Annotated in this window: 28 protein-coding genes and 1 pseudogene; 22 read left to right on the top strand and 7 right to left on the bottom strand. The window is 58.0% G+C overall.

Going from position 1 to position 24,402, the window contains the following annotated elements:
* The 4 genes from NKI10_RS27690 to NKI10_RS27705 form a co-directional block, all read left to right on the top strand.
* The coding region (locus tag NKI10_RS27690) for a type I secretion system permease/ATPase (protein ID WP_352862404.1) at positions 1–1,082 on the top strand (1,082 nt) is incomplete at its 5' end.
* Positions 1,069–2,382, top strand: a complete 1,314-nt coding sequence (locus NKI10_RS27695) for an HlyD family type I secretion periplasmic adaptor subunit (RefSeq protein WP_023806359.1) — start codon at positions 1,069–1,071, stop codon at positions 2,380–2,382. The genes NKI10_RS27690 and NKI10_RS27695, both read left to right, overlap by 14 nt.
* A 172-nt stretch (positions 2,383–2,554) precedes the next feature.
* On the top strand, positions 2,555–3,154 hold the full coding sequence (locus NKI10_RS27700; protein ID WP_352862405.1) for a hypothetical protein: 600 nt from the start codon (positions 2,555–2,557) through the stop codon (positions 3,152–3,154).
* Positions 3,151–3,549 (top strand): PIN-like domain-containing protein, encoded by a 399-nt coding sequence (locus tag NKI10_RS27705; RefSeq protein ID WP_352800973.1) that lies wholly within the window; start codon positions 3,151–3,153, stop codon positions 3,547–3,549. Before NKI10_RS27700 ends, NKI10_RS27705 begins: the two co-directional genes overlap by 4 nt.
* Positions 3,550–3,563: 14 nt before the next feature.
* Here the strand turns inward: NKI10_RS27705 and NKI10_RS27710 are convergent, their stop codons facing one another.
* A complete protein-coding gene (locus NKI10_RS27710; RefSeq protein WP_031198880.1) occupies positions 3,564–3,896 on the bottom strand; it encodes a sunset domain-containing protein in 333 nt (110 codons plus the stop codon).
* Positions 3,897–3,946: 50 nt separating this feature from the next.
* Between NKI10_RS27710 and hxsD the strand changes: the two genes are divergently transcribed.
* Complete coding sequence (gene hxsD / locus NKI10_RS27715) at positions 3,947–4,279, top strand: His-Xaa-Ser system protein HxsD (protein WP_023806365.1); 333 nt, start codon at positions 3,947–3,949, stop codon at positions 4,277–4,279.
* Positions 4,280–4,310: 31 nt separating this feature from the next.
* On the top strand, positions 4,311–4,511 hold the full coding sequence (locus tag NKI10_RS27720) for a hypothetical protein (protein WP_031198881.1): 201 nt from the start codon (positions 4,311–4,313) through the stop codon (positions 4,509–4,511).
* Positions 4,512–5,392: 881 nt separating this feature from the next.
* On the opposite strand, the gene NKI10_RS27725 is transcribed toward NKI10_RS27720, so the two are convergent.
* Together NKI10_RS27725 and NKI10_RS27730 are read right to left on the bottom strand one after the other, a co-directional pair.
* Positions 5,393–5,614, bottom strand: coding sequence for a hypothetical protein (locus NKI10_RS27725; RefSeq protein WP_023806368.1), 222 nt, complete (start codon positions 5,612–5,614; stop codon positions 5,393–5,395).
* 34 nt (positions 5,615–5,648) lie between these two features.
* Positions 5,649–5,990 (bottom strand): helix-turn-helix domain-containing protein, encoded by a 342-nt coding sequence (locus NKI10_RS27730; protein WP_081727491.1) that lies wholly within the window; start codon positions 5,988–5,990, stop codon positions 5,649–5,651.
* A 126-nt stretch (positions 5,991–6,116) separates the two neighbouring features.
* Here NKI10_RS27730 and NKI10_RS27735 point away from each other — a divergent pair, with 126 nt between their 5' ends.
* The 4 genes and pseudogenes from NKI10_RS27735 to NKI10_RS27750 form a co-directional block, all read left to right on the top strand.
* Positions 6,117–7,157: an IS110 family RNA-guided transposase gene (locus NKI10_RS27735; protein WP_023806369.1), complete on the top strand. Its 1,041-nt coding sequence runs from the start codon at positions 6,117–6,119 to the stop codon at positions 7,155–7,157.
* A gap of 367 nt (positions 7,158–7,524) precedes the next feature.
* A complete protein-coding gene (locus NKI10_RS27740; protein ID WP_023816936.1) occupies positions 7,525–7,698 on the top strand; it encodes a hypothetical protein in 174 nt (57 codons plus the stop codon).
* Positions 7,699–8,010: 312 nt separating this feature from the next.
* Complete coding sequence (locus NKI10_RS27745; protein WP_023806370.1) at positions 8,011–8,193, top strand: hypothetical protein; 183 nt, start codon at positions 8,011–8,013, stop codon at positions 8,191–8,193.
* Positions 8,163–8,393 (top strand): annotated as a pseudogene (locus NKI10_RS27750) (integrase core domain-containing protein); the annotation flags it as partial. The gene NKI10_RS27745 and the pseudogene NKI10_RS27750, both read left to right, overlap by 31 nt.
* Before the next feature lie 696 nt (positions 8,394–9,089).
* Here NKI10_RS27750 and NKI10_RS27760 read toward each other — a convergent pair.
* The 4 genes from NKI10_RS27760 to NKI10_RS27775 form a co-directional block, all read right to left on the bottom strand.
* Complete coding sequence (locus NKI10_RS27760; protein ID WP_023807135.1) at positions 9,090–9,281, bottom strand: hypothetical protein; 192 nt, start codon at positions 9,279–9,281, stop codon at positions 9,090–9,092.
* Between the two features lie 407 nt (positions 9,282–9,688).
* Positions 9,689–9,961: a DUF6894 family protein gene (locus tag NKI10_RS27765; RefSeq protein ID WP_023807134.1), complete on the bottom strand. Its 273-nt coding sequence runs from the start codon at positions 9,959–9,961 to the stop codon at positions 9,689–9,691.
* Between the two features lie 31 nt (positions 9,962–9,992).
* Entirely contained in the window at positions 9,993–10,727 is a 735-nt protein-coding gene (locus NKI10_RS27770) for a Crp/Fnr family transcriptional regulator (protein WP_023807133.1), read from the bottom strand.
* 137 nt (positions 10,728–10,864) lie between these two features.
* Entirely contained in the window at positions 10,865–11,023 is a 159-nt protein-coding gene (locus NKI10_RS27775; protein ID WP_023807132.1) for a hypothetical protein, read from the bottom strand.
* A gap of 304 nt (positions 11,024–11,327) precedes the next feature.
* On the opposite strand from NKI10_RS27775, the gene NKI10_RS27780 reads away from it, so the two are divergent.
* From NKI10_RS27780 to NKI10_RS27835, 12 genes are all read left to right on the top strand, one after another.
* Entirely contained in the window at positions 11,328–11,516 is a 189-nt protein-coding gene (locus NKI10_RS27780) for a DUF3606 domain-containing protein (protein ID WP_023807131.1), read from the top strand.
* Positions 11,517–12,060: 544 nt separating this feature from the next.
* Complete coding sequence (locus NKI10_RS27785; RefSeq protein ID WP_352862406.1) at positions 12,061–13,977, top strand: methyl-accepting chemotaxis protein; 1,917 nt, start codon at positions 12,061–12,063, stop codon at positions 13,975–13,977.
* Positions 13,970–15,466 carry a chemotaxis protein CheW gene (locus NKI10_RS27790; RefSeq protein WP_352800979.1) on the top strand — a complete coding sequence of 499 codons (1,497 nt, stop codon included), beginning with the start codon at positions 13,970–13,972 and terminating at the stop codon, positions 15,464–15,466. The genes NKI10_RS27785 and NKI10_RS27790 overlap by 8 nt, the downstream gene beginning before the upstream one ends.
* Positions 15,463–16,548, top strand: a complete 1,086-nt coding sequence (cheB, locus tag NKI10_RS27795; protein ID WP_352800981.1) for a chemotaxis-specific protein-glutamate methyltransferase CheB — start codon at positions 15,463–15,465, stop codon at positions 16,546–16,548. Before NKI10_RS27790 ends, cheB begins: the two co-directional genes overlap by 4 nt.
* On the top strand, positions 16,539–17,162 hold the full coding sequence (locus tag NKI10_RS27800) for a HEAT repeat domain-containing protein (protein WP_352800982.1): 624 nt from the start codon (positions 16,539–16,541) through the stop codon (positions 17,160–17,162). Before cheB ends, NKI10_RS27800 begins: the two co-directional genes overlap by 10 nt.
* Positions 17,159–17,995, top strand: a complete 837-nt coding sequence (locus tag NKI10_RS27805) for a CheR family methyltransferase (protein WP_352500583.1) — start codon at positions 17,159–17,161, stop codon at positions 17,993–17,995. The genes NKI10_RS27800 and NKI10_RS27805 overlap by 4 nt, the downstream gene beginning before the upstream one ends.
* A complete protein-coding gene (locus NKI10_RS27810) occupies positions 17,992–18,387 on the top strand; it encodes a response regulator (protein WP_352653368.1) in 396 nt (131 codons plus the stop codon). The genes NKI10_RS27805 and NKI10_RS27810 overlap by 4 nt, the downstream gene beginning before the upstream one ends.
* Entirely contained in the window at positions 18,380–20,605 is a 2,226-nt protein-coding gene (locus NKI10_RS27815; protein WP_352800984.1) for a chemotaxis protein CheA, read from the top strand. Before NKI10_RS27810 ends, NKI10_RS27815 begins: the two co-directional genes overlap by 8 nt.
* The gene (locus NKI10_RS27820; protein ID WP_352800986.1) at positions 20,602–20,856 is read left to right on the top strand and encodes a hypothetical protein; all 255 of its coding nucleotides are present in this window, start codon (positions 20,602–20,604) and stop codon (positions 20,854–20,856) included. Before NKI10_RS27815 ends, NKI10_RS27820 begins: the two co-directional genes overlap by 4 nt.
* A gap of 57 nt (positions 20,857–20,913) precedes the next feature.
* On the top strand, positions 20,914–21,291 hold the full coding sequence (locus NKI10_RS27825) for a response regulator transcription factor (protein ID WP_352514563.1): 378 nt from the start codon (positions 20,914–20,916) through the stop codon (positions 21,289–21,291).
* Entirely contained in the window at positions 21,288–21,929 is a 642-nt protein-coding gene (locus tag NKI10_RS27830) for a chemotaxis protein CheX (RefSeq protein ID WP_352514562.1), read from the top strand. The genes NKI10_RS27825 and NKI10_RS27830 overlap by 4 nt, the downstream gene beginning before the upstream one ends.
* Before the next feature lie 4 nt (positions 21,930–21,933).
* A complete protein-coding gene (locus NKI10_RS27835) occupies positions 21,934–24,228 on the top strand; it encodes a PAS domain-containing hybrid sensor histidine kinase/response regulator (protein ID WP_352800988.1) in 2,295 nt (764 codons plus the stop codon).
* The last annotated feature ends 174 nt before the right edge of the window (positions 24,229–24,402 follow it).

A 24,402-nucleotide genomic window follows, 5' to 3' on the forward strand; every position in this document is an offset into this window, starting at 1 on the left:
CTCTCTCGCAAGGGCCGATAAGCGATACCGTTGCCCACAACATGGCACGCAATGGTCTGCTGCAAGCAGCGCGTTGCAATGCCGACTTGCGCCTGCAGGTGCAATCGGCCATTCTTGCCGTCGGTGCGTACCTTGTCGTCAGGCAGGAGGCTACGGCCGGGGTCATGATTGTCAGTTCGATAATGATGGGGCGTGCACTGGCTCCGGTCGATCTGGCCATTTCAAGCTGGAAACCCTTCCTCATTGCGCGCCAGAGTTGGGCGCGGCTTGAGGACCTCTTGGAAAAGGTTCCTGAAACCGCTCCTGTTGTGCCTATGCCTGCACCTGAACGCGAACTGCGCTTGGAAAGCGTGACAATCGTTCCGCCCGGCGAAAGCAAGCTGACCGTGACCGGCCTTGCGTTTGTCATTCAGGCGGGAAGCGCACTCGGGGTCATCGGTCCATCGGGCTCGGGCAAGTCGACACTCTCGCGCGCCATCGTCGGCGCATGGACGCCGGTCGCCGGGAAGGTTCGCATTGACAGCGCAAGCCTCGATCAATGGGACCGGGAAGCACTAGGCCGTCATATCGGCTATCTGCCACAAGGTGTTGAGCTGTTCGACGGCACCATTGCCGAAAACATTGCTCGTTTTGAAGATGATCCTGACCCTGAGGCTATTGTCGCCGCGGCGAAAGCAGCGGGCACGCACGAACTGATCCTCCGATTTGAGCACGGATACGAAACTCCGGTCGGTGAGGTCGGATCGGCACTTTCCGCCGGGCAGCGCCAGCTTATCGGTCTTGCCCGTGCCCTTTATCGAGACCCTTTCCTTGTTGTGCTGGATGAACCCAATACCCATCTCGATGCGGAAGGCGAAGCTGCAGTCGCTAAGGCGATCGCCTCCGTGCGCGAGCGCAAGGGCATTGCGGTTGTCGTCTGCCATCAGCCGAGCGTCATCCGCGCCGTCGATTTGGTGTTGGTGATGGAAGGTGGACGGCAGCGAGCATTCGGTGCGCGTTCCAAAGTCCTGAAGGCCATCGAGTCTACACAGGATCACGTGGCAGAGCGCGCTGACATGGAGGATACCGGTGTCCGGCATTGATCAGAACAATGACGTTTCAAGCTCCATTCGCCGGCACCTGGTGGCGGGCCTTCTGGCGAGCGTGATCTTTGTGGGAGGAGCCGGAGCCTGGGCGACCTTCACGAATCTCTCCGGTGCGGTTGTAGCGTCCGGACACTTTGTCGTCGTTTCCTATGTCAAGAAGGTGCAGCACCCGACTGGCGGGGTGGTCGGAGAAATCCTGGTGCGCGAAGGGGATAAAGTAAAAGCCGGCGACATCCTCATGCGGCTCGATGCCACCCAGACGCGCGCCAATCTCGCCATAGTCACCAAGCGGCTCGATGAGCTGGCCGCCTACCTGGCACGACTCGATGCTGAGCGTGACGATCTCGCGGAAATCGCCTTCCCGGACTGGCTACTCGCCCGAAGAGATGTTCCGGACGTAGCTTCGGCAATAGATAGCGAGACGCTGCTGTTCGAATTCCGCAGGCAATCCCGCAACGGGAAGCAGGCGCAATTGGCGGAACGCATTACTCAATATCACCACGAGATCGAAGGACTCAAGGCGCAGGAAATTGCCTATGAAAAAATGATCGAGGTTCTCCAAAAGGAAATTGCTGTTCTAAGTGGGCTGCGCAAGCAAGGCATTGTCTCGGACCAACGGTTGAACAGCCTGAAGATCCAGGTTGCCACTTTCGGCGGCGAACGCGGTGAGAAGATCGCAGATCAGGCACAGACGGCAGCCCGCATAGCCGAAACGCGCCTGCAGATCCCGCAGATCGATCAGGATTTCAAGTCGGAAGTCGGCCAGGAGCTCAGAGAGGTTCAGGCGCAGATCGGGGAGTATGTTGAGCGCAAGGTGGCGGTTGAACAGGAACTGCGGCGGATCGATATCGTCGCGCCGCAGTCAGGCGCCATTCAACAACTCGCAGTTCATACGGTCGGCGGAGTGATTACGCCCGCCGATCCGATCATGCTAATCGTGCCGGAAGGCGACGATCTTGCGCTTGAAGTACGAATCACCCCGAAGGACATCGACCAAATCCAGCTTGGTCACAAGGCCGTGCTGCGGATGTCAGCCTTCAATCTGAGAACCACGCCGATATTGAACGGATATGTCAGCCGGATCGCAGCCGATCTGGCGACGGATGAAAAAAACGGCATTTCGTACTACCTGGTGCGCCTGTCGGTTCCGCAGGCGGAACTGACGAAGCTCAAGGGGCTGACACTCGTGCCCGGTATGCCGGCCGAAGCGATGGTCGAGACGGGCGAGCGTACGGCGCTTTCCTATTTCGTGAAGCCGCTGTCGGACCAAATCAGTCGGACATTCCGGGAGGAATGAAATAACCCACAGAATATATCGTTGTATTTCTGTTGGTTTCTTTGAGCGTGGTGAGACCTGAAGGCACACATATTTTCTCACTTGCCTCTGGGCACAACTTCTTTCTGCAGTGAATTCAACAGAAGAGGCCGCGCGCCTGATAGGGACGTCTGCGCTCAATATTTCGAGGTGGATGAAGGGCTACACCTTCCGCCGCGAAGAAGTTGAGCATCGAATCGCGCCGCTATGGTCATCGCAGTGGCCGATCATCAACAATCATCTCGAGATCGGATTCCGTGACCTGATCGAGCTCCGCTTTGTCAAAGCATTCACAGGGGCCGGCGTCGGCCTTTTGGCGGTTAGAAATTGCATCGAGTACGCACGTGAGTGCGTCAATGACGAGCGCCCGTTCTCAACCAGGCGCTTCCAGACTGACGGCAGAACGATCTTCCTCGAAGGAATAGAGCGTTCCGGTGAAACCAAGCTACTCGACCTGAAGAGGCGGCAGTATGTTTTCCGCCAGGTCATAGAGCGGACGTTCAAAGATCTGGATATCGAGAATGACGCGGTGGCGCGCTGGCGGCCCTTCAATGGCAAGCAGTCCATCGTGATCGACCCCCATCGTTCGTTCGGTCAGCCGATCGCCTCCAAATATGGCGTCCCGACCGTGGCGCTTGCGCAAGCGGTAGAAGCCGAAGGATCCGTGGAAAAGGTGGCGCGCCTTTTCGATGTCTCAGCTACCTCTGTTAGAGACGCCATGAAATTCGAAGAGAGCCTTCAGAGCGCCGCGTGAAAGCCCTGGTCGACGAAAACCTGTCGCCCGCTCTCGCCCGTTCGCTAAATGCCCTGTTCGCCGGGGAGCATGAGATCGTCCATATCAGAGGGAAGTTCGGCCCCGGCGTGAAAGATGTGGCCTGGATCGGCCAGCTGAGCACGGAGGGGCGTTGGATCGTCATTTCTGGCGATCGACGCATTACCCGGAACAAGGTCGAATATGCTGCATTTCGAAGCTCTCGGCTCGTCGGGTTTTTTCTTTCGAAGGGCCTCTACAAGGCTCCGGTCGTCAAGCAGATGGAGCGGCTACTCGCCCTTTGGAGCACGATCGAAAAGCAATCGGAAATTGTCGCGGGCGGCGCGATGTTCGAACTTCCAATAAAGAGCACGCGCATCGAGCAACTGAAGGTGTAGTCTAAAGGCATTCGCTACACTTTCGCTTTCCGCCAGCCCGCCCACCACGCTTCCCATTGTGAGCAGAACCAGCGCTCTCCTCGAGCTGGGTTGACGCGCGTAGCAGAGTAATATTCCTGCCCCGGCATATGGTAGATATGCTCGCCGCGCTCGTTAATGTTGCCCTTGATACCGCAGCCCGCCTCGCGGACAGCCGCGTTGCTGGCCGACGAATCGCCGCCATGGTGAACGCGCGGCAGCTCGTGCCGATCGTCGCCGACTGCAAGATAGCCCGCGGAAGTCGCCCCGAGCATCACCAGAACGGCGACGAGACGATAGCGGAAAAGCGAGCGTACCACACTAGCCATTCAAGCCATGCTAGTCATGGGTCTCACTGCTCTGGGTACAGTTATTGCTGATGTCGGACACCTCTCGCGATAGCGAGCTCGTCCAGACTGCCCAAGTCAAGTTTGATCTGTCAGTCTTCAGCCTCGACTGTGTAAAGCGCGCCGCGTATCGGGTAACCGGCAACGCTGCGGTTGAGATCACGATCGAGGGCGGCTTCGCAGTATGCACGATCAACTTCAGCAAGGCGGCCGCGCGAACTTCGGCCGACGCAGCGGTAGAAAGACTGCGGCTAGAGGTCTTGGATCAGGACCTGCGTAGCAGCATCGCCGCCGAAACCGCCACTGTTAGAAAAGCGATACTGGCGCTTGCGTTTTCCAGATCGGGCCTACAGTCCGATGACTAAGTTTGCTCCGGCAACTGAGTTCCAACGACCGTTGGACGACACATATCAGCTCGCGTACTTCCGTTTTTCCCAGTTGGACGACGAGCGGTATGTGCTGACCAACCAAGCGGGCGAATATCTGGTATTGCCGCGCGCCGTGCTGGCTTCATTTATCAGGCACGAGCTTCCCAGCACACACCCCGCCTACGAATCCAAAGCGGCCCGCGCCCACCATCGATGCTCAATTGCCTAGCCGGTTGCCATTGCCCGCTAACGAGCGCACACTGTTGCGGTCGCCTCGAAAAACCAAAAACAAACAGGCACGAGGCGCTTGGGAGCGATCATCAGGCTTTCGCCCGACCAGGGAGAAGGCCATGCCGACACCGGCAGAGATCCGGCTCATTTTTTTGACGGGGCAACTCGCTCACAACCAGAGCATCGTTTCCAAGCAAGATATAGTCGTCGGTTTGCTGAATCACGAAGGCAGTCCAACGACCGACGCCATTAGCCTTTTGGCGAGCATGCACACACCCTGCAAGGGACCCGCCAGATCTTACACGAGGCGGAAGCGGCATATCGAGTCAGAAATGCGGAGTAGTGAAAAAGCCCAACGCGCGTACACAGCCGCAGAGTTCGTCGAGAAACACGGTTTGACAGTGAAGGCAGCCGGAATCATCTTGTCCGTGAACGGCTCCTCACGTGTCGCTTGCGATGCAGCAGCACGTGCATTCAAAGAAGCGGTAGCGCACCGACAACACAGCAATGAGAGTATAACGATAAAAGCCCGCTGACATCTGGGGACGCCGTGCTTGTGCAGGGATGGCCCGCGCTTGCTTCCGAGCGCGGGCCGACCACGATGAGTGAGGGGCCATCTTGGTCACCGGCACGGGACCGCTGAAGAAAGAGCCGGGTGCGACCGAACAGCCTCAGAGCGAGGATGTTCCCGACTGCCGCAAAAAAGCCCGCCAGCGTGAGCCGGCGGCAATGGCCTGGAGTATGCTTGAACGAGCCAGCATAGGTCAACGAGCGGCGGAAGGTTCGGTTGCAACTCGCTCGTTGCTCCCGAGTTGTTGCCTGGGAGCCCCGACACAGAAAACTTCGCCGCCATGAAAGGACTGGCGCCCAGCGCGCAAGCTACGTATCCGGCCTCGTGACCGTTGCAATCGAATTCCACCAGTAGTCCGGCGACGCCGGCGAAGCGCAACCATTGAAGTTCATCTCGTGGGCGGCGAACTGCGGATCGGTATCGACGATCGTCTCGGCTGCCAGGTCTTGCGCCTCGATAGAGGGCAAGGTCACGAAACCGAAAACAGAAGGCGCGGCGATCCCAATCCGTTGCTTTTCCTCATTCTTCATTGCGAAGATCGACGCTTCCAGTCGATCAAAGACGTCAGAGCAAGTTGTACGTTTCGCAGGAGTTCCAAGGCTTCCTGCAAGGGAACGATGCGGTTGGCTGATCTCTTGAAGAGTGTGATGCGAGCGTGGTCTCGAGCTGCTTCACATGTTGACTGACGGCTGGCTTGCTTGTCCCGAGCGCAGCCGCCGCTCGCCTCGTCGAACCTTCCCACAACACTTCTCGGAAAACCTTCGGTTGACGGAGCTTCAGAGCGACCCCACGATGGACTCGATTGAGTGAACCTGATGGTGGTGAGCATCGCAGAGGATCGGCGACCGGGCTGTCATAATCCCAGCCCGCATCCGGTCCCGCGGGCGGGTTCGATCCCTGATGCATGATGCGGACCCCGCGGACGGGGACAGTCGGTCCCGCGTCCCGTCATGCGGCCGGCGCTATGCTGACATGGGGTAATTGCGGGCGATGCTAGATTCTTCGCCGTCAGTGATTCTCATGGAGGCCAACATGGACCAATTTGTTGGGTTAGACGTCTCGCAGGAGATGACCCACCTGTGCGTTATCGGCAATGACGGTAAGCTTGTCTGGCAAGGAAAGTGCCTATCGACGCCAGAAGACATAGCCGGAAACATCAGATCCAAAGCACCAGATGTTGTACGCATAGGGCTCGAAAGCGGTCCCTTGTCGACCTGGCACTGGCACGCCTTGAAGGCTATGGGGCTGCCGGTGCTGTGCCTTGATTCCCGCCATGCGCAGGCGACCATGAGTGGCCAGGTAAACAAGACCGACAAGAATGATGCCTATGGATTGGCTCAGATCGTCAAGGCGGGCTGGTATAGGGAGGTCGGGGTAAAGAGTCTCGACAGCCACGCCGTCCGCTCGATGCTTGGAGCACGAGCTCAACTCGTCGGAATGCGGGTAGAGGTCACCAACCAGATCAGGGGCATTCTCAAAACTTTTGGCGTCATTCTGTCAAGACGAACGGGCGAGCCGTTCGAACGGCTCGTGGATGAGGCGTGCGACAATAGCGACCCAATGCTCAATCAAACCGTCCGGTCGATGCTGTGCGTCCATTCCTGCCTGAAGGAGCAGATTCGGCAGCTTGACCGCCAACTGATGAGCCGTGCTCGAGGGAGTGCTGTGTGCCGGCAGCTTATGGCCATTCCTGGCGTGGGCGTCCTCACGGCCCTCGCGTTCGTGACAGCGGTCGATGATCCGTCCAAGTTTGCGAAATCCAGAAGCGTTGGCGCGTACTTCGGCCTGACACCGCGATGTTATCAGTCGGGTGAAATCGATCGCAAGAGGGGCATCTCAAAATGCGGAGACAGTCTTGTCCGTACCTATTTATTTGAGGCCGCCGGCACGCTCCTGACGAGGGTCGAGAAGTGGTCGGGGCTCAAAGCCTGGGGCCTCCGGATCGCCAAGCGCAGCGGCTTGAAGAAGGCAAAGATCGCCGTCGCACGAAAGCTAGCAGTAGTCATGCACCGCATGTGGGTGGATGGCGTATCCTTCCGATGGTCGGCCGCAGAAGCGGGGGCCGTCGCATGAAGATAGAGGTGAACCCGAAGAAATCCGTCGCTCGACGGTAATCTTGTCCCTTGCCGGGACGAGCAGCGGCAAACCCGCCAGGAGCTATGCAGCCCTTCCACCGAAGCGGACTGCGTTGCTGACATTGGGAGCCGCAGCGTCCGATGCCATGCTGTGGCGAGCACTGTTCGACCACGAAGAGAACGCTGAAACCGGCAGGAGGCAGGTCATTAGTCCAAGGCCGCGTGGTTGAGGAGGGGAAAGAGAGCAACCGATCATTCGAACTGGAATCCTACGCCGTAGCCTTCGCGGAAGGCCAGCGTATTCGCCGGCATCTCGATAAGGTCGTGCGGTTGTAGACCGCTCCCGCAAGGCGCATAGTCGCGCCATGAAGATGCCAGTGAAGGCCGATCTCGCAAACGACAACGGCAAGCCAGAAGATCACCAAGCAGCCGCGACCACTGCGCTGCACAAGGCAGTGGCAGGTCTGGACGCGTCGGCTGAATTGCTGGCCGCGATCCTCGCGGCGCCGAACCCAGCCAAGCCGACAATTTCAAACTGAGACACCACCCGCTACCGGACATCGGATCGGTTAGAAAACGGTTGACCCCAGGCCCGCAATTAGAGAACATTGGGAGCCGCAGCGTCCGATGCCATGCTGTGGCGAGCACTGTTCGACCACGAAGAGAACGCTGAAACCGGCAGGAGGCAGGTCATTAGTCCAAGGCCGCGTGGTTGAGGAGGGGAAAGAGAGCAACCGATCATTCGAACTGGAATCCTACGCCGTAGCCTTCGCGGAAGGCCAGCGTATTCGCCGGCATCTCGATAAGGTCGTGCGGTTGTAGACCGCTCCCGCAAGGCGCATAGTCGCGCCATGAAGATGCCAGTGAAGGCCGATCTCGCAAACGACAACGGCAAGCCAGAAGATCACCAAGCAGCCGCGACCACTGCGCTGCACAAGGCAGTGGCAGGTCTGGACGCGTCGGCTGAATTGCTGGCCGCGATCCTCGCGGCGCCGAACCCAGCCCATGGACCAACGGCCAGGTCGAACGCATGAACCGCACGATCAAGGATGCGACCGTCAAACGCTTCTACTACGAGAGCCATGACCAACTGCGCCAGCATCTCGCCGATTTCGTCTTAGCCTATAATTTCGGCCGTCGACTGAAGACCCTCAAGGGCCTCACGCCCTTTGAATACATCTGCAAAATCTGGACAAAAGAGCCCGAACGATTCAGGCTCGATCCAACCCATCAAACCTTAAACATTATTAATTGGATCCGCCAAGTCGCTGGCGGCGATAGGATCGCCCCGCGCCACAATGGGCAGTTGCTCGGCCACCCACCTGTCCAGAAACTTAAGGCCGCGAACGCTCATTCGGTTAAGCCAGCATCAAAGTGGACCCCAGCATCGACCAGCGTCCGATATATGCCGTCAACTTCTTCGTCGATCTCTTCGCGTTTGATACCCAAGGCTTTAGCGTCGGCATACAATTTGTGTGTGTACTCACTTATCGAGACGGCGTCGACCTTAGCCGTTTCGGGGAGATTGTTGCCGATCCAGCGATCGAGGAAGTTGACGCCGCGTGTGCTCATGAATGCATAAGCGAATGCCGCCAGCTAAGTTCCTCGTATAGCACTTTCATACAAGTGCGCGGTCCCGCCATCGCAGGGTATCGTCCATCACTGCGTAGAATTTCGGCCGGGGTGGCTATGAGCTCATATCGGGTGGAAGAGATCGAAGACGACGTGTTGCAGGCGACCCACCAAGTTGAGCGTTGACGCCGTTCGAAGCCGCCGCAAGGGCGGTTAACCGAGTGGTGACTTTGCGAAATAGCCAAGCCAAATGGCTCAGAGGGACCTTCGTAGACGTCCCGAACGGACGCAACAAAGGTCCACCTGCGGTCTATGACTATCGAGGGATCGGCCCAGTGCGGCGATAGCGCGAGCAGTACTAAGGCGCGATGATGTAGCCGATCATGTCATCGTTGGGGTCTTCATCGGTTAGCTGTTGGAAGAGCCGCTTCGCATGATCGGGCCATCGACCCTCTGCGATCCCTTGTTCGCTTGCCGACTGCCGAAAGGCCTGGCGCACCATGGCGAAATCGAAGGCCGAAATCTGACCGCATTCACGGTCCTTGCCCATGATGGTAAACCTCCCGAGGATGAGCAAGAGCTGGCGAACTCTCAAACGCCAGCAGCGCATAAATCACCTAGCTCCCTTGCAACCATAGGCCGATGGAGAACTTTTGATGTACGTTTTTTACCAAGGTTAGCCGCGCGGTTGTCGGCTTTGTCACCGGCGCTTGTCGGCTGAGCGGATATCACATAGCCGCAGCGGCGCGGGTTCACGTCGGGCCATTTTGAACAGGTTTGAGGGGCGGTAATGCTTAAGGCGCAAAGAGTGCTCGATCCGGGTTCAGATTGGCGATCCATATGCAGTGGCGATCTTTGCCGACAAGCATGGACTCTCGTTTCCAATGGCCCATCGCATAATGCGTGCCATGCCGCGGCGCGCGCGTTTCTGGCGGCGCTTGATTTGCGTGGACGCTGTCAGACGTGAGAATCGGGAGAACTGCCACCGCCGTAACGGCGCTCTGCCTCAACCTCAAAGTTCAGCGAGACCTGCAAGACCACGCCGCCTCCGTCATCGCGGACCTTGATCGTCAACCTGTGGTGATCGCCATCTGGCAGGCTCTCCTTGATCATTTCAACGAGAGTGCGAACGGCTTCCTCCTTGACTTGATCGAAGGCCGAACAATGGGTGCCCTGGTCGTCATGGTAGACTAAGCCATTGTCATCGAGGTCGAAATAATAGAGGGTCATTTGCCCAAACCTGGGTCAACGTCGGTTCCCGTCAAGGGACAATCTGCGGCTGGATCTCGATTTCGCCGACGAGCCGCCTGTATTCCGCTTCCGGTTCCCCATAGCTACCGTTTGCGAGATCGATCAGACCTTTTCGGTCGCGAATGACCACTTCACCACGCCGGGATTGTATGAGCCCGCGCCCCTCAATCATCTGCAGTGCGACCGTGACTCCAGGGCGCCTCACACCGAGCATCACGGACAGGTATTCATGGGTGATGAAAAGTCTATTGCCAACAACACGGTCGTCACACATCAGAAGCCATCGAGCCAAACGATCCTCGATTTTGCATCGCGCATTGATCAGAGCGGTGTAGGTGGATTGTATATGAAAAGCGTGGACGTAGCGCATCAGAAACGGCCGAAGTGTGTTGCTCGCCTTTAAAGCCGCTTTGAACTGCGAGGCGTCGATCACCAACACCTCGCCGGTCATCTGAATAAAGCAATCATGCGTGGCCTGGTCGTCGCCCATCACAAGAGCCGAGCCGGTCATGCCTTCGAACCCGATGATGCCGACTTCTGCGTCGGCTCCCCTGTTCTTCCTAGCCACCACCGAAGCTAGGCCGCTGCAAGGGAAATAAACATATTCGATTTTTTGCCCGGCGTTTTCGAGCGGCGTGCGTAGATCGAGGAAGGTGTTGCGCAGATGCGGCTTGAGGTGATCCAGATCGGCAGGATCGAAGCGCCGCAGAAGCGCATTTTTGTTTGTATCAAGATGCAGGTCCATAGCGCTCGCTCCTCTCGGGCGAGAGCACGCGTCCCTCAGTCGTCGGCGCCCAAGGCAATTTGCAGACGATTCAGCTGGAATAGCGTCGGCAGCAGAGCCTGTCCGCCTTGGTACAAAACCGACAATTACGTGCTCACTTACGTCTTCTTAAGCAGGCGAGCTTCCCGCAATATCGAGGAACGATCGAAGCCGACCAACGAAATTATCTCGGTGATCTGCTGCTCCGTGGCCCCGGCTTCCAGCGCAAGCGCGCTGACGATCTCGGGTTTAAGGCCGGGGCGACGTTCTTCTGTCATCGCGTTTGCTCTCGCTTCAGGGCAAGAGTGCGATGGTCGCTCCCAAGCGTCAGCGCCCATTACTGTTCAGCTGACGACCTGGCCCTTGTACGCTTTCGGACGGACAGTAGCGAGTCAAATACTAAGTAGGGCATTATTTCCATCCTCACGGAAATCCTGCAGCGAAGCATGCCGGGAGGTCTTCCTTGCCGCCAGGATGCCCCCTCAAGCTGGCTTAAAAAGCGAGAACTGCTCCGGAATCCGCATGGCGGCAACAAAACTGCGTGTTTCGCGTTGTGGGTTATCGGAACGGAGCTGAATCATCATGCCAGACGACAAGAGTAAAACAGATAATCGGGATCGCAGCCGGGTGTCTGGTGACGAAGAGTATGAGGTCGGCTATCTCGCCAGCAAATTCGGTCTCAGCATCCCCGACGTGCGCCAGCTCATCGTGAAGCATGGCAATGACCGCGATACGCTGGAGCGTGAGGCTAAGGCTCTTGGAAACAGGTAGCAGAACGAACGTGCCAGGATATCAGATCGAAGAATGAAGAGGACTGTGTCTCATCTCACGCCACGAACGCGGATGATCCGCTATCGGACGTTGAGAAGTCACAGTATCGCCTAGAAGCGGCGCCCTTGAACCTCATGTTCAGCGGCTTCCAGGCTTGAAAGGCCGGGCCTTCGGTTCCAAAATGGGTCGCGTCCGGGTATGGGTATGGGTTCCGTTTCGATTGAATTCCCGAGTTGCCGCATCTGCGGCCAAGACAAACTGGTCGCGGTTTTATCTCAGTTGCGCGGTGGGGCCTTCCCTCGATGATCTCTCATTTTGGGAGAAAGCGAACCTACCGCAATGGCATCGTTCATCGAATAGCGGACCGCTTATAACGCGGCCAGTGACACCTGCCTTGCGATAGTGGCCGACCGCAATCCAGCAGGATTGCCTCGCCAACTTGAAGTCTGAGCACGTGGCCAGGCTATCTGCGGTGGCGCGCTTACCGGCGATAAGATAGATATCAGGCAAACGCCGCTACCGCGAAATAGGATTTCAATCCAACATGTCGCTCGTTAAGACGTCAAGGATCGCGAAACGCACTGGACCAGACAAGGGTTTGCATCCCGAAAAAGCAGATTTGCCGGCCAGATCACGCCAAAGCATCAAATCAGACCTACCTCACGGACAAATTGCCGAACGGTTTGCCGCCGCCACTGAGGAACTGGCCAGCGGCATCACCGAGGCATCGGCCGCCGCTGAAGAATTACGGCGATCGATGGACCAGATCGCCGCGGGTGCGGAGGAAGCATCAGGCGCGGCTGAAGAACAACTGCGCACAATCAGCGACTCCACGCAAACGCTCGCCCTGGGACGACGCTTAGCCGAGGATTCGCAAAGGCGATCGGAATCGGTGCAGGGCTTGCTTGCCGATGTGACGAATCAGGTGATGAATGCGGTCACTGCGATTCAACGAAATGCCGCTCGCCAGGAAAGCTCGGCACAATTGATTGCTGTTATCGAAAAACGCGCTGAAGAAGTCGGCGCTATAGGCCGCACGGTCAGCCGCATCTCGGACCAGACGAATCTGTTTGCCCTAAACGCCGCCATCGAAGCCGCTCGCGCCGGCGATCATGGCCGCGGATTTGCCGTAGTCGCTGAAGAAGTAAGGTCGCTGGCGCAGATATCCGACACCAGCGCACGTGAAGTTCAGGCGCTGTCCACCAGCATCCAAAAAGATGTCAGCGCGGTTGCGGCCGGAGTCGCTGCAGCCGCTCGCGCTGCGGCATCCGAAGCAAAGGCCTCAAACGTCGTGCTGCGAAACCTTCGCGCCATGCGGGAAACCGCGGGCGAGATCGCGCTCGGCAGCCGCGCCATCTCGCTGGCTTCGGTTGAAGCCGAAAAAGCTGCCACCGAGGCGCAAAAAGGTGCCGAGCAAGTTGCCAGTGCCGCGGAGCAGCAGTCGGCTGCAGCTGCGGAATCGCAGGCAGCGATCCAACAGCAGACGCAGGCGCTTGTTGAAGGCCAAACGGCAGCGCACGCGCTGGCACGCTTGGCTAATCTATTGCGCGGCGGAGACGCGGGAAAAGCCGCCGAGCAGGCGTCCTCGGCAGCCGAACAGCTGTCGGCGAATATTCAGGAGCTCTCGGGGGCCGCCGGTCAGATTCTGGCTGCGGTCGAGCAGATCAACCGTGGCGCCCAGCAGCAGGCGGCGGCCACCCACGAAAGTTCGGCCTCACTGAGCCAGATCGAGCAAAGTGCTGCCCTTGCAAAAGAAAATGCAGTTGCAGCCGAGGAGCGTGTTGCAGCGATGGAACAGTCGCTGAGGGAAACTTACGCGGCGGTCGAAAGCCTTATTAACGGATTGACGGGTTCCCTCCAGGACACGACAGCGAGCGTATCTGCGTTGCTTAGTTTGGAGGTAACTGGCCGCAAGATCGAGAAGATCGTCGATGCGATCACATTAGTCGCGGTTCAGACCAGCATGCTTGCCGTCAGTGGAGCGGTCGAAGCAGCCAGGGCGGGCGACTATGGCAGCGGCTTCTCCTTGGTGTCCAAAGACATTCGCGGGCTGGCGCGCGAAGCATCGCAATCCTTGGACAAAGTGAAGGATACGGTCCGCGGAATTATCGAGCAGATATCTTCGCTGCGTGGCGATCTCGAGCGGATCTGCGGTCTGTCGGAAGTCGAGATTCAGAATAGTCGCGCCACTTTAGCGGTATTTGAGAAGACCAAAGAAGAGCTGGCGCAGCTCGTCGAGGCGAGCAAAGCGATCAATTCTGGCGCTACCGACATACTCGCTGCGGCGAGCCAGGCTTCAGCTGGCGCGAAGCAGATTGCAACAGCCGCAGAGGAAGCCGGTGCAGCGTCTAGAGAGGCATCGACCGCTTCCCAAGAGCAAGCGCGAGGAGCTGAGGACCTGGCTGCGGCGATTGAGGAGATTGCCTCCCTCGCTGAAGAGCTCAAGTCACAAAATGTCTGAGCAAGGCGCGCCAGCGGCGCTAACCAAACGGTTCTTGGCGGTTCGCTGCTCCGAGCATACTTACGCGGTTCCGGTCGATCGGGTGGCCGAGATCGTCAGGGTACCCGTAATGGCAAAGGTGCCGCAAGCCCCAGCGGCTTTGTGCGGATTAGCGAACTTGCGTGGGTCAATTGTGCCAATTGCGGACTTGAGCCGCTTGCTGCGACTTGCTTCTGAACCTCTGTCGGATTCGGCGCGAGCCGTGGTCATCGACGCACCCGCGCCGTATGCGCTGCTTGTCAACACTGTCGAAGGGATCGTCAACGTACAGGCAAGCAGCATCGAGCAGCGTCATTCACTCAAGGGCGCCGCGGTGAGCAGCGGCGATGACAGTGTCTTCTCAAATGATGGCGAGGCGGTGAGGATTCTCAACGTTGATACCCTGCTCGAAGGGGCGTTTACCCCCCAAGCCCGGGATCGTGTAACCGGCCGCAGCCGCACGTTGGTTCCTGATATGAGCGCGATAGGCGCTGTAGGTCGAGAAATGCTCGCAACGTTCGTAGTGGATGGGCAGGATTACGCATTTCCATTTGCCGTGGTGCAGGAGGTCTTCAATATCCCCCGAGGCCTGACTTCTCTGCCGGGCGCGGATGCGCAGGTCCCTGGTTTGATATCCTTCCGCGACGGACTGCTGCCAATTTTGTCCCTAAGAGCACTGTTTGGCCTCGCTAACGAGCTTCAGGGAAATGAGAAGGTCATCGTCGCGTATGTCCGCGGCACCGCGGTCGGCGTCGTTGTCGACGCTGTCAAGCAGAGCATCGCCATCGATCCTCTGAGGCTGGAACCCGTGCCGCCAATTATGGCAGCCAGAATTGGCGGCGAGGCCAAGGTCAAGGCAATCTATCGGAGCGAGGCGGATAGCCGGCTGCTTTCGGTCTTGCACCCGGATTTGTTGCTCAGCGAGGAAACCATGCGTGGTCTGGGTCATGTGCAAGCTCCAGCCCGAGACGGCTCCGCATCGACAGAAGGTTCAAAGCGCGACGAGATCAAGCTGCTCGCCTTCCAACTTGGCGCCGGCGAATTCGCCTTGCGCATTGAGGCCGTCGAGGAAGTTGCACTGGTGCCGGAGCGTGTGACGCGGGTTCCAAAGACGCCCAAATTTCTTGAAGGGGTCATCAATCTGCGCGGCGAGGTGCTGCCTGTCATCGATCAGCGGAAGCGCTTCGACATGCCGCCGCTTGAGAATCGTGGCCGGACGCGTCTGATTGTGGTCAAATCCGGTTCCCACCGCGCCGGGATCATCGTCGACAGCGTCTCGGAAGTCCTGGGCGTCGATGCATCAGCGCTCGCTCGGGCGCCGGATCTGGCGGGAGAAACTACGCGCCTGATCCAGTCGATCGTCAGCCTGGATGAAGGCGTTCGCATCCTCATGCTGCTTGATCCAACCGAACTGCTCACGCGTGCCGAGCGCACCTTTTTGGACTCTTTTCAAACCAAGCTGCAGACTTGATCAAGGTTCTGATCATCGACGACTCTGCCCTCGTTCGAAAGCTGCTTGCCGGAATGCTGTCGGACGCATCCGAATTCCAAGTTGAAACCGCTCGAAATGGCGCCGAAGGACTGGAGCGCCTGCACGCCTTCCGCCCCAATGTGGTCACGCTCGATGTCCACATGCCGCAGATGAACGGCTTTATGTGCCTTGATCGTATCATGCTGGAAAGGCCGACCCCGGTCGTCATGGTATCGTCGGTGACATCACAGAGCGCCGATGAGACCCTGCAAGCGCTTCGCCTCGGCGCATTCGATTTCGTTGCTAAGCCCTCGGGAACATTGTCCTTACGCGTTGATCAGATGAAAGACGATCTGCTCGACAAGATTCGAACCGCCGCCGTCACCGGCATCAAACCCACGCTGCGATTGCAGGAACGTATACGCCACCGTATAGGGCAGACGCTGCCGACAAGTCCCCATCCCGCCCCAATAGCGTCAAAAGAACCCATCGTAAAAACTGGGGTAAATGGGCTGGTGCTCATCGGCGTTTCGACCGGAGGGCCGCCAGCACTGGAGGCTGTTGTCGGAGCGCTGCCGGCATCGTTCTCCTGGCCAATTTTGATTGCTCAGCACATGCCAGAATCCTTCACGGGCGCACTGGCCAAACGTTTGAACAGCCTGAGCGCCATCGAGATCGTGGAGGTTACCCGCCCTACGGAAGTCGTGCCTGGTGTCGCTTACATTGCGCGGGGTGGGGCGGACATGATTTTATCGCGCCGAGGAGGCGTCGTATTTGCCATGAATGTCCCGTCCCAGGTCGACTATCCCTGGCATCCAAGCGCCGACCGGCTTGTTCGAAGTGCCATGGAACAAATACCTCCCAGCGACCTTATCGGTATTCTCATGACCGGAATGGGCAATGACGGCGCCAGTGCTATGAAACTCCTGCACGAGCGAGGCGGAACGACGATCGCTGAAGCGGAAGAAACCGCAGTGGTTTGGGGGATGCCCGGGGAATTGGTCAAGGGGGGTGGTGCAGATTGGATTCTGCCGCTACCCGAGATAGCCCGGCAATTGATGAAGGTTGTGCCTTGCCTCTGATCCGCAAAGAGCTTCCCAACCAAGCCGGGATCCGCGACGCATCGCCCACGGATGCATTTTCTTCGTTGATGAGTCGGAACAGTGAGGAAAGGCGAGCGGCGGCTCGCGAGTTTATTGTCACCTCTGACAACGCCGCTGTGATCTCCAGCGCGATTCAGAGTGAAGCGGTTGATGGCGTGCTGCAGGCTTTGTTTACAGCCCTTATGCGATCAGCCAATACGGCAAGCGTCGACGTTGCTCTGCAATACCTACGATCCGACGATGCCCGCTTGCGCACCGGGGCACTAGACGCCTTGCGCGCATTGCAAGATCAGCTCATGCCTCGGTTGACCGGACTGCTCAGTGACCCGGAGCCCGACGTTCGCATCCTCGCCTGCGAACTCGTTCGCGCGCAGCAGCCTTCAACGGTCATTGATTTGCTGGTTCCCCTCCTGGCTAATGATTGCAATGGCAACGTTTGCGGTGCCGCGATCGACGTCTTGGCGGAGGTGGCGGCGCCTGACCACGTTGCCTTGTTGCTCCAGTGCGCCGCGCGTTTTCCCTCGGATCCCTTTTTGGATTTCGCCGCCAATACCGCGGCCCTCCGGATCGGGGCGCGGAACGCCCCTCAGTGATCGAGATCACGGACGAAGAGATCCGTCGACTGGGAGACTTCCTCTATCGACGCACCGGCATGGTCTATTCGGTATCCAAGCGCTATTACATAGAGCGCCGGATTGCTGATCGTGCAAACGCAACCGCCTCTCCTTCTTTCGAAAGGTATTTCGCCAAACTTCGTATTGATGCCGAGGGTGAGATCGAGAAGTTCGTCAACGCCTTTACCGTCAATGAGACTTATTTCAACCGGGAAGATCATCAATTTCGGTGTCTCACGAAGGATTTGCTGCGTGAAAGAATCGCGGCCGGCTATGGGAAGGACCAGTTGCGTTTGTGGTCGGTACCTTGCGCGACTGGGGAAGAACCCTATTCGATTGCGATGTGGCTTTTGGACAAGTGGCCGCTGGTCGACGCCTACAGCATCGAGATTTGCGGCTCAGATATCGATACCGAAGCGCTTGCCGCTGCCAAGCGCGGCTTTTATGGCAAGCGCGCACTGATGCGCTTGCCGGCCCAAGTCATCGACCGCTACTTTCACCAAGAAGCCGACGATCGGTGGCGGCTTGTCGACGAGTTGAGAGAGTCGGTGCAATTTTCCAGTGTCAATCTAATAGAATCTAACGAGACCAGGCACCACGGCCAATTCGATGTCATTTTTTGCCGAAACGTCCTCATCTACTTCGACGACGCTTCGCGTCGCATTGCTGCAGACAACCTCTATGAAAGCCTTTTGCCCGGCGGCTACATTTGTCTCGGCCACACGGAGTCGATGAGCCGTATCTCTCCGCTGTTCGAAATCCGTCGGTTCGAAGATGGTATTGTCTATCAGAAACCAGAGGTCGGGCGGTGAGCAAACCTACCCTCCATCGCGTCCTGGTGGTCGATGACGCAGCTCTCGTGCGCCTGTATTACCGAAGCGTGCTGGAGCCAGCGGGCTATGAGGTGTTCGAGGCTTTGAACGGGGTGGAAGCCTTGGAGCAGCTGCTTGGGTTCGAGATCGTCGACCTTCTGATCGTGGACATCAACATGCCGGTCATGGATGGCCTCAGCTTCTTACGGGTGCTTCGGCAACGCGGCGAACCGTTTGCGTCCACCCCCGTGCTCATCATCAGTACGGAAGCCGGGCTCCATGACCTGCGAGCTGCCCAAATTGCCGGAGCGAACTTCTACGCCGCCAAGCCCGTCGCTGGGCAGGACCTGTTGGAGCTCGTTGCCTTGCTTGCCGGATCAACTCATGACTGAACTTCTTGAGCAGTTCCTGGTGGAGTGCCGCGAGTCTGTGCAGCAGGCTACACTGGATCTTCTGGCGCTCGAAGGTGATGGAGGCGATCACACTAGGCTGGACAGTGCTTTTCGGTCGTTTCACACCCTCAAGGGCGGGGCCGGTATCGTCGATTTTCCAGATATGGCGAGGGGTCTGCACGCGGCTGAGGAACTGCTCGCTTCCGCCCGGTCCGGTACGAGGACACTAAGCACTGCGGATATCGGCAACTGTCTCTGGGCATTGGATCAAGTCACCGGCTGGCTCGATGGCATTGAGGTAAAGGGAATTGTCCCGGAGGATGCAGGGTCGACCGCGGATGAGATGGTCCGCCGCTTGCAAGCGGCACTATGTGAAGAACCTCCGGGGAAGAGCCCGCCCGCTTTATTGGCGGCGGGGTGGTTGACGTCTCTTTTGAAGGCCAACCATGATGTCGCAGCCCGAGCCTCAACCGGGTTGTTGTTTCAGCCCGATCCACAGTGCTTCTTTCGCGGCGAAGATCCCCTTGCGTTGGTTGCCGGCCTGCCTGGCCTGTTAGCTCTTCATGTGGAACAGGTTCATGTCTGGCCTTCGTTGAGGGAAGGTGATCCCTTCGAGTGCAACCTGCTCTTCACAGCGTTGTCCTCTGCTCCGAAGGACGCTTTGTTGCGCCATACCCAAGCGATAAGCTCGGACTCTTCGAGCCTCCTCGAGATCCGCGAGCTTTCTTCTGCCGTCCCCGATCAGCGCGCAGGACTTAGCCGGATGGCGCGGCTGGTGCTCGAAGCGCAGTCCCAACTCCTTTCCCAGGTCGCGGCCACAGGTCTGGCCGGCCGAGTAGGAGCCGCGCGGCGCGTGGTGATGAACATCCTGGCTCGCAGCGTCCGGCACAAGGATGCGCTGGAACGCTACGATAGTAGTGTGCCGGAGGCGGACGATCCAGAGGGACGACAAGCTCTCGTCCTCCTGATCGACCGGGTTTTGGGAGACGATGCCCAAGTCCTCGAATTCTCCGTGAACCGGGATTCCCGCCTCCCCATCCCGAACTCAAATGCGGCTCGTTCACTGCGGGTGAGCGTCGAACGCATTGATGCCTTAGTGAATTTGGCCGGCGAACTGTCGGTTGCCAAGAATGCCCTAACGCATGCCGCAACCCTAGCCCGGAGTGGAACTCCTTCGGCGGATTTGGCGGCCGTGTTGGAGGAACAACAATCCCGACTGGAGAGGTTGGTCGATGAGTTGCAGCGTTCTGTCTTGAGCATCCGTGTCTTGCCCATGCGACAGGTGTTCCAGAGGTTTCAGCGCTTAGTGCGAGACCTTGCGACCGAAACAGGTAAGTCAGTGGTTCTCGTGACAGAAGGGGAGAACACCGAAGCCGACAAGACCATCGTCGAGGCTCTTGGAGAGCCGATTATGCATGTTCTTCGCAATGCAATCGACCATGGTGTGGAACCGGCGGACGAGCGCATCAGGACGGGGAAGCCACCGCATGCCAAGATCTGCCTGCGTGCAGCGAAAGTCGGCGACAGCATTGTCGTTGAGGTGGAAGACGATGGTCGAGGTGTGGATTTCGCGAGAGTTCGACGGGTTGCCGCAGAACGCGGCCTGACGACCGGGTTCGCCTCGCTTTCCGATGACGATGCGTTGGAGTTGCTGTTCAATCCGGGGTTCTCGACAGTCGCAACTGTCAACACGGTCTCCGGCCGTGGTGTTGGGATGGACGCGGTGCGATCGGCGATCGAGGCGCTCGGCGGATCGGTTGGCATTGAGACGAAGCCCGGAAGCGGGACGATCGCAAAATTCACCCTGCCCTACTCCATCCTGATGACGCCCCTCGTCACCGTGGAAGTGGTCAAACAAGCTTTTGGCGTTCCGCTTGAGAAAGTCATCGAAACCCGTCGACTTTCGCGCGGTGATGTCTCGATGGTTGGCGCCGCGCGCGTGTTCGGGCATCGCGGCCATACCATCCCGCTCGTTAGTCTTGCGGCGACGCTTGGCGAAACGCCGTCGGAAACGATGGCCGACGATTTCCAAGTCGTAGTCGTCTTGGTCGGGAACGACATGTGCGGGATAGAGGTCGATGATATCGGGGAGACAATGGATATACTGATGAGGCCCATCGAGGGGGTGCTCGCGGGCCTCGAAGGCGTTGCAGGCGTCACAATTTTGGGTGATGGCCGAGTCATGCTTGTTCTCGATGTGGAGGCTTTGCTGAAATGACCGTCATTTCCGACCCCAGCGACGGATCGATCCGGCTTGAGGGTGACTGCACTTTAGAAGACAGCGAAACCCTGCTGGCAATGCTGGTTCAGTCAGGAAACACCTTGGTTGACTGGCGGAAGTGCACCAAGATCCATGCTGCCGTTCTGCAAGTCCTGATGGCGGCCCGCGTGAGGGTCATTGGGCCGGCGGGCTCGCCATTTCTCGAAAGCTATTTTCATCGCGGCTTCACGGCAGTGCATGGCCGCTAGTTCACAATTATTGCATTTTATGCGATATCCCTAACACCAGCCGAAATGAAGGTCGTAATGAACGTTTTGATCGTCGACGACAGCAAGCTTGCGAGAATGGCGTTGGTCAAGATTCTCGCCAAGAACTATCCGACATGGGTGCGCAAAGAGGCCGGCAACGCTGATGAGGCGCTTCAACTGGCGAGTGAGTTCGCGGCTGATATCGTGTTGATGGACTACAATATGCCCGGCCGCGATGGGCTTGCCTTGGCGGCGGACTTTCGTGCCCGGGATCCCTCAATGCGATTGGCACTGATTTCCGCTAATCAGCAGCACGAGATAGTCGAAGGTGCAAAGGCGCTGGGCGCTTCATTCCTGACCAAGCCAGTGAATGGCCCGGACCTGGTTGCGTTTCTCGGCAAACCAGACACTCCCATTGGTCAGGACGATCAATGATGACTCCGGCCGACCTTGTCTTGGAAGAACTCGAGAAGGATGCCCTTACTGAACTGGTGAACATCGCCGTCAGCCGAGCCGCCAAGAATCTCCGCGAGATGGTTGGACGACAGGTGTTCCTGTCGGTCCCAAGAATCAACCTCGTCGGCAGGCAGCAAGCAATCGATATCTTGGACGAACGCGAGATGGACCGTCTGGTTGCCGTTCACCAGGTTTTCGAAGGTGATATCACTGGTCGCGCGCTGCTTATTTTCCCAGAGGAGCGAAGTCTCGAACTTGTGCGTGCTGTAGCCGGTCCGGACCATTCATTGGAAGACATCATCGACCTTGAACAGGAAGCACTCGCAGAGACGGGCAACATCATTCTCAATAGTTGCCTTGCCACCATCGCCAACCTGTTGCGCCGTAGTCTTCGCGTCTCCTTGCCTGAGGTCATTCGAGGCACTGGAACCGACTTCTTCAATCTGGCGCCGCCGCCCCTACCCGGCGAGGTCGTACTGTTTCTCTACATAAACTTCACCGTCAAGGACAATGACATCACGGGCTACATTGCCATGCTGATGGACATGCCTTCCCTAGCGGTTTTAAAGGGCCTCTTGTGCGAGTTTATCGAGCGGATCGGTGGGACCGATAAATAGTGCCATGCTGAACACTTCTCACGATAATTCGACGCCGATATTGGATGCACTCGATTGCGGTATAATCGTGCTCGGTTCTCAAAGGCAAGTGACCGCCTGGAATGCCTGGATCGCCGCAGCCAGCAATATACGGATGACCGAGGCGATTGGAAAATCAATGGAGGAGCTTTTTCCCGGCCGGCCGCTCGGCCCAATCCTCGTTGCGTTAAACGAGGCTTTGGAAGCCGGGGCCTCCAGCCTGCTGACCCCTACACTCCACCCAGCCCTGCTTGCGTTGCGAACGCGAGCGGGCCAGCCGCTGATCCATAGCATTTCCATCCGACCAATCGGGGCGATAGGTGCGTATGAATGCCTTATTCAGATTTCGGATGTGACGGGGGCGATGCGGCGGGAAGCGGTGCTGCGCCAACGGCAGAATGCCCGTTATGATGCGGTTATGGAAAGCGCCGCGGAAGCCATTCTTACCCTGGATGACACCGGGGCAATCCAGGGAGCCAATTCGGCGGCCGAGGTGCTCTTCGAAATCGACAAGGCATCGCTTGCCGGTCAGCCGAGCGCCCGTCTGTTCGTGGAAGGCGACCGGTGGTCGCAATTGCACGACGCCAGTCGCTCAGGGCAGCAAATAGTTCATCGAGAGGTTTCCGTGAAGCGGCGCAACGGGTCGACGCGCCATCTCGAAGCTTCGATTAGCCGTTGGTCAGGTGGCGCCAAGCAATTCACCACCGCCTTTTTGCGCGATGTAACAGATCGCCTGTCCTCACAACTGAAGCTGAAAACCCTGAATGAGACATTGGAGCAACGGGTAGCTGACGCAACCGGTGAGCGCGATATGATCTGGCGCGTCAGCCAGGATCTTTTCGTCGTAACGGATTTCGGCCTCAAGTGCCAAAGTGTGAATCCGGCCTGGACCGAGCATCTCGGCTTCGACGAAAGCGAGGTCGAGGGTAAGACTTTCGAGGATTTCGTTCATCCTGAAGATGTTGCGGCTGTAACACGGCGGCTCTCACTATCGGATAGCCAGGTTGCGGTTCGCGACCTCGACTTACGCATGCGTGCCAATGATGGCAGGTTCATCTGGTACAGTTGGCAATTTATGCCGCGAAACAACCAATATTACGCCGCCGGGCGCGACATCAACGTCCGCAGGAATTTGGAGGATCAGCTGCGCCAAAGCCAGAAAATGGAGGCGGTGGGGCAACTCACGGGCGGTATCGCGCACGACTTCAACAACATGCTGGCAGTTGTCATCTCAGGACTCAACCTGATCCAGCGGCGTGTCGACCGCGGCGAGCCCGGCGTGCACCAACTGATCGCAGCCGCGACCGAGGGTGCCCACAAAGCTGCCATGCTGACCCAAAGGCTACTGGCTTTTTCCCGGCAGCAGCCGCTTTCCCCTGAATCCCTCGACGTCGGCCGGATGGTGCAGGATATGTCTGAGCTTTTGCGCCGGACGCTGGGCGAGCACGTAACACTTAATACGGTCGTGCAATCCGATGACGGTGCAGTGCTCGCTGATCCCAGCCAATTCGAGAATGTCCTGGTCAATCTGGCGGTCAACGCTCGCGATGCCATGCCGCAGGGCGGAACCCTGACCATCGAAACCTCTCCACTCCTGGTCGACCAGTCGGTTGCTGCAGATCATGGCATTTCCCCCGGCCCCTACGTACTTATTGCGGTGAGGGACACGGGCTCGGGTATGAGCGCGGAGGTTCTGGAAAGAGCCTTCGAGCCGTTTTTTACCACCAAAGGTGTCGGCAAGGGAACCGGCCTTGGGCTGAGTCAGGTGTTTGGCTTCGTCAAGCAGTCCGGTGGCTATGTCAACATCGATTCTAAACTGGGGGTGGGGACTACCATCAGCATCTGGTTGCCAAGGCACAATGGTCCCGCCGATCGAGCACGGCGGGGCAACAGCCAAGACGTTGCCAATGGCAAGCCAGAGGAATTGATCCTCGTCGTCGAGGACGAGGCGAGTGTAAGACAACTGACAATGCAAATGCTCGAGGATCTCGACTATTCGGTGATTTCTGCTGAGAATGGGGTTGAAGGCCTGCGAATTCTTCGGCATCGACGAGACATTTCCTTGCTGCTGACGGATGTTGTCATGCCCGGAATGAACGGCCGGGAATTTGCGGATGCTGCCGTTGAATTGCGGCCTGACTTGAGGGTGCTCTTTACGTCCGGTTACGCACGTGATGCCATAGTTCGCAATGGGATAATCGATCCAAACGTTCAACTCCTGCAGAAACCCGCTACCCTCCAAGCTCTCGCCCAGAAAGTCAGATTGGTTCTGGATAAGTAGCCATTCGGCAACCGGCCGTTCCGGTTTTCAGGCAAGAGGGTAGCGCGCTCGACCTGTCATATTAAACTAGGAGCGAGACGGGTTACCGAGGTGCTTCTACATGCCGTCGAGTTCGATACGCAAATTCGATTACGATCCCAACACCAGGGTTCTCTCGGTTTGGTTTGTAGCGAG

Source organism: Mesorhizobium sp. M0802 (assembly GCF_040320115.1).
In the GTDB taxonomy this organism is placed as follows: Bacteria; Pseudomonadota; Alphaproteobacteria; order Rhizobiales; family Rhizobiaceae; genus Mesorhizobium.

Excerpts from the sequence above, each read along its gene's own strand:
- NKI10_RS27700 (WP_352862405.1), top strand. The coding sequence starts at position 2,555 with ATGAAGGGCTACACCTTCCGCCGCGAAGAAGTTGAGCATCGAATCGCG.
- NKI10_RS27710 (WP_031198880.1), bottom strand. The coding sequence starts at position 3,896 with ATGGCTAGTGTGGTACGCTCGCTTTTCCGCTATCGTCTCGTCGCCGTT.
- hxsD (WP_023806365.1), top strand. The coding sequence starts at position 3,947 with ATGTCGGACACCTCTCGCGATAGCGAGCTCGTCCAGACTGCCCAAGTC.
- NKI10_RS27725 (WP_023806368.1), bottom strand. The coding sequence starts at position 5,614 with ATGAAGAATGAGGAAAAGCAACGGATTGGGATCGCCGCGCCTTCTGTT.
- NKI10_RS27730 (WP_081727491.1), bottom strand. The coding sequence starts at position 5,990 with ATGCATCAGGGATCGAACCCGCCCGCGGGACCGGATGCGGGCTGGGAT.
- NKI10_RS27735 (WP_023806369.1), top strand. The coding sequence starts at position 6,117 with ATGGACCAATTTGTTGGGTTAGACGTCTCGCAGGAGATGACCCACCTG.
- NKI10_RS27740 (WP_023816936.1), top strand. The coding sequence starts at position 7,525 with ATGAAGATGCCAGTGAAGGCCGATCTCGCAAACGACAACGGCAAGCCA.
- NKI10_RS27745 (WP_023806370.1), top strand. The coding sequence starts at position 8,011 with ATGAAGATGCCAGTGAAGGCCGATCTCGCAAACGACAACGGCAAGCCA.
- NKI10_RS27760 (WP_023807135.1), bottom strand. The coding sequence starts at position 9,281 with ATGGGCAAGGACCGTGAATGCGGTCAGATTTCGGCCTTCGATTTCGCC.
- NKI10_RS27765 (WP_023807134.1), bottom strand. The coding sequence starts at position 9,961 with ATGACCCTCTATTATTTCGACCTCGATGACAATGGCTTAGTCTACCAT.
- NKI10_RS27770 (WP_023807133.1), bottom strand. The coding sequence starts at position 10,727 with ATGGACCTGCATCTTGATACAAACAAAAATGCGCTTCTGCGGCGCTTC.
- NKI10_RS27775 (WP_023807132.1), bottom strand. The coding sequence starts at position 11,023 with ATGACAGAAGAACGTCGCCCCGGCCTTAAACCCGAGATCGTCAGCGCG.
- NKI10_RS27780 (WP_023807131.1), top strand. The coding sequence starts at position 11,328 with ATGCCAGACGACAAGAGTAAAACAGATAATCGGGATCGCAGCCGGGTG.
- NKI10_RS27785 (WP_352862406.1), top strand. The coding sequence starts at position 12,061 with ATGTCGCTCGTTAAGACGTCAAGGATCGCGAAACGCACTGGACCAGAC.
- NKI10_RS27790 (WP_352800979.1), top strand. The coding sequence starts at position 13,970 with ATGTCTGAGCAAGGCGCGCCAGCGGCGCTAACCAAACGGTTCTTGGCG.
- NKI10_RS27815 (WP_352800984.1), top strand. The coding sequence starts at position 18,380 with ATGACTGAACTTCTTGAGCAGTTCCTGGTGGAGTGCCGCGAGTCTGTG.
- NKI10_RS27820 (WP_352800986.1), top strand. The coding sequence starts at position 20,602 with ATGACCGTCATTTCCGACCCCAGCGACGGATCGATCCGGCTTGAGGGT.
- NKI10_RS27825 (WP_352514563.1), top strand. The coding sequence starts at position 20,914 with ATGAACGTTTTGATCGTCGACGACAGCAAGCTTGCGAGAATGGCGTTG.
- NKI10_RS27830 (WP_352514562.1), top strand. The coding sequence starts at position 21,288 with ATGATGACTCCGGCCGACCTTGTCTTGGAAGAACTCGAGAAGGATGCC.
- NKI10_RS27835 (WP_352800988.1), top strand. The coding sequence starts at position 21,934 with ATGCTGAACACTTCTCACGATAATTCGACGCCGATATTGGATGCACTC.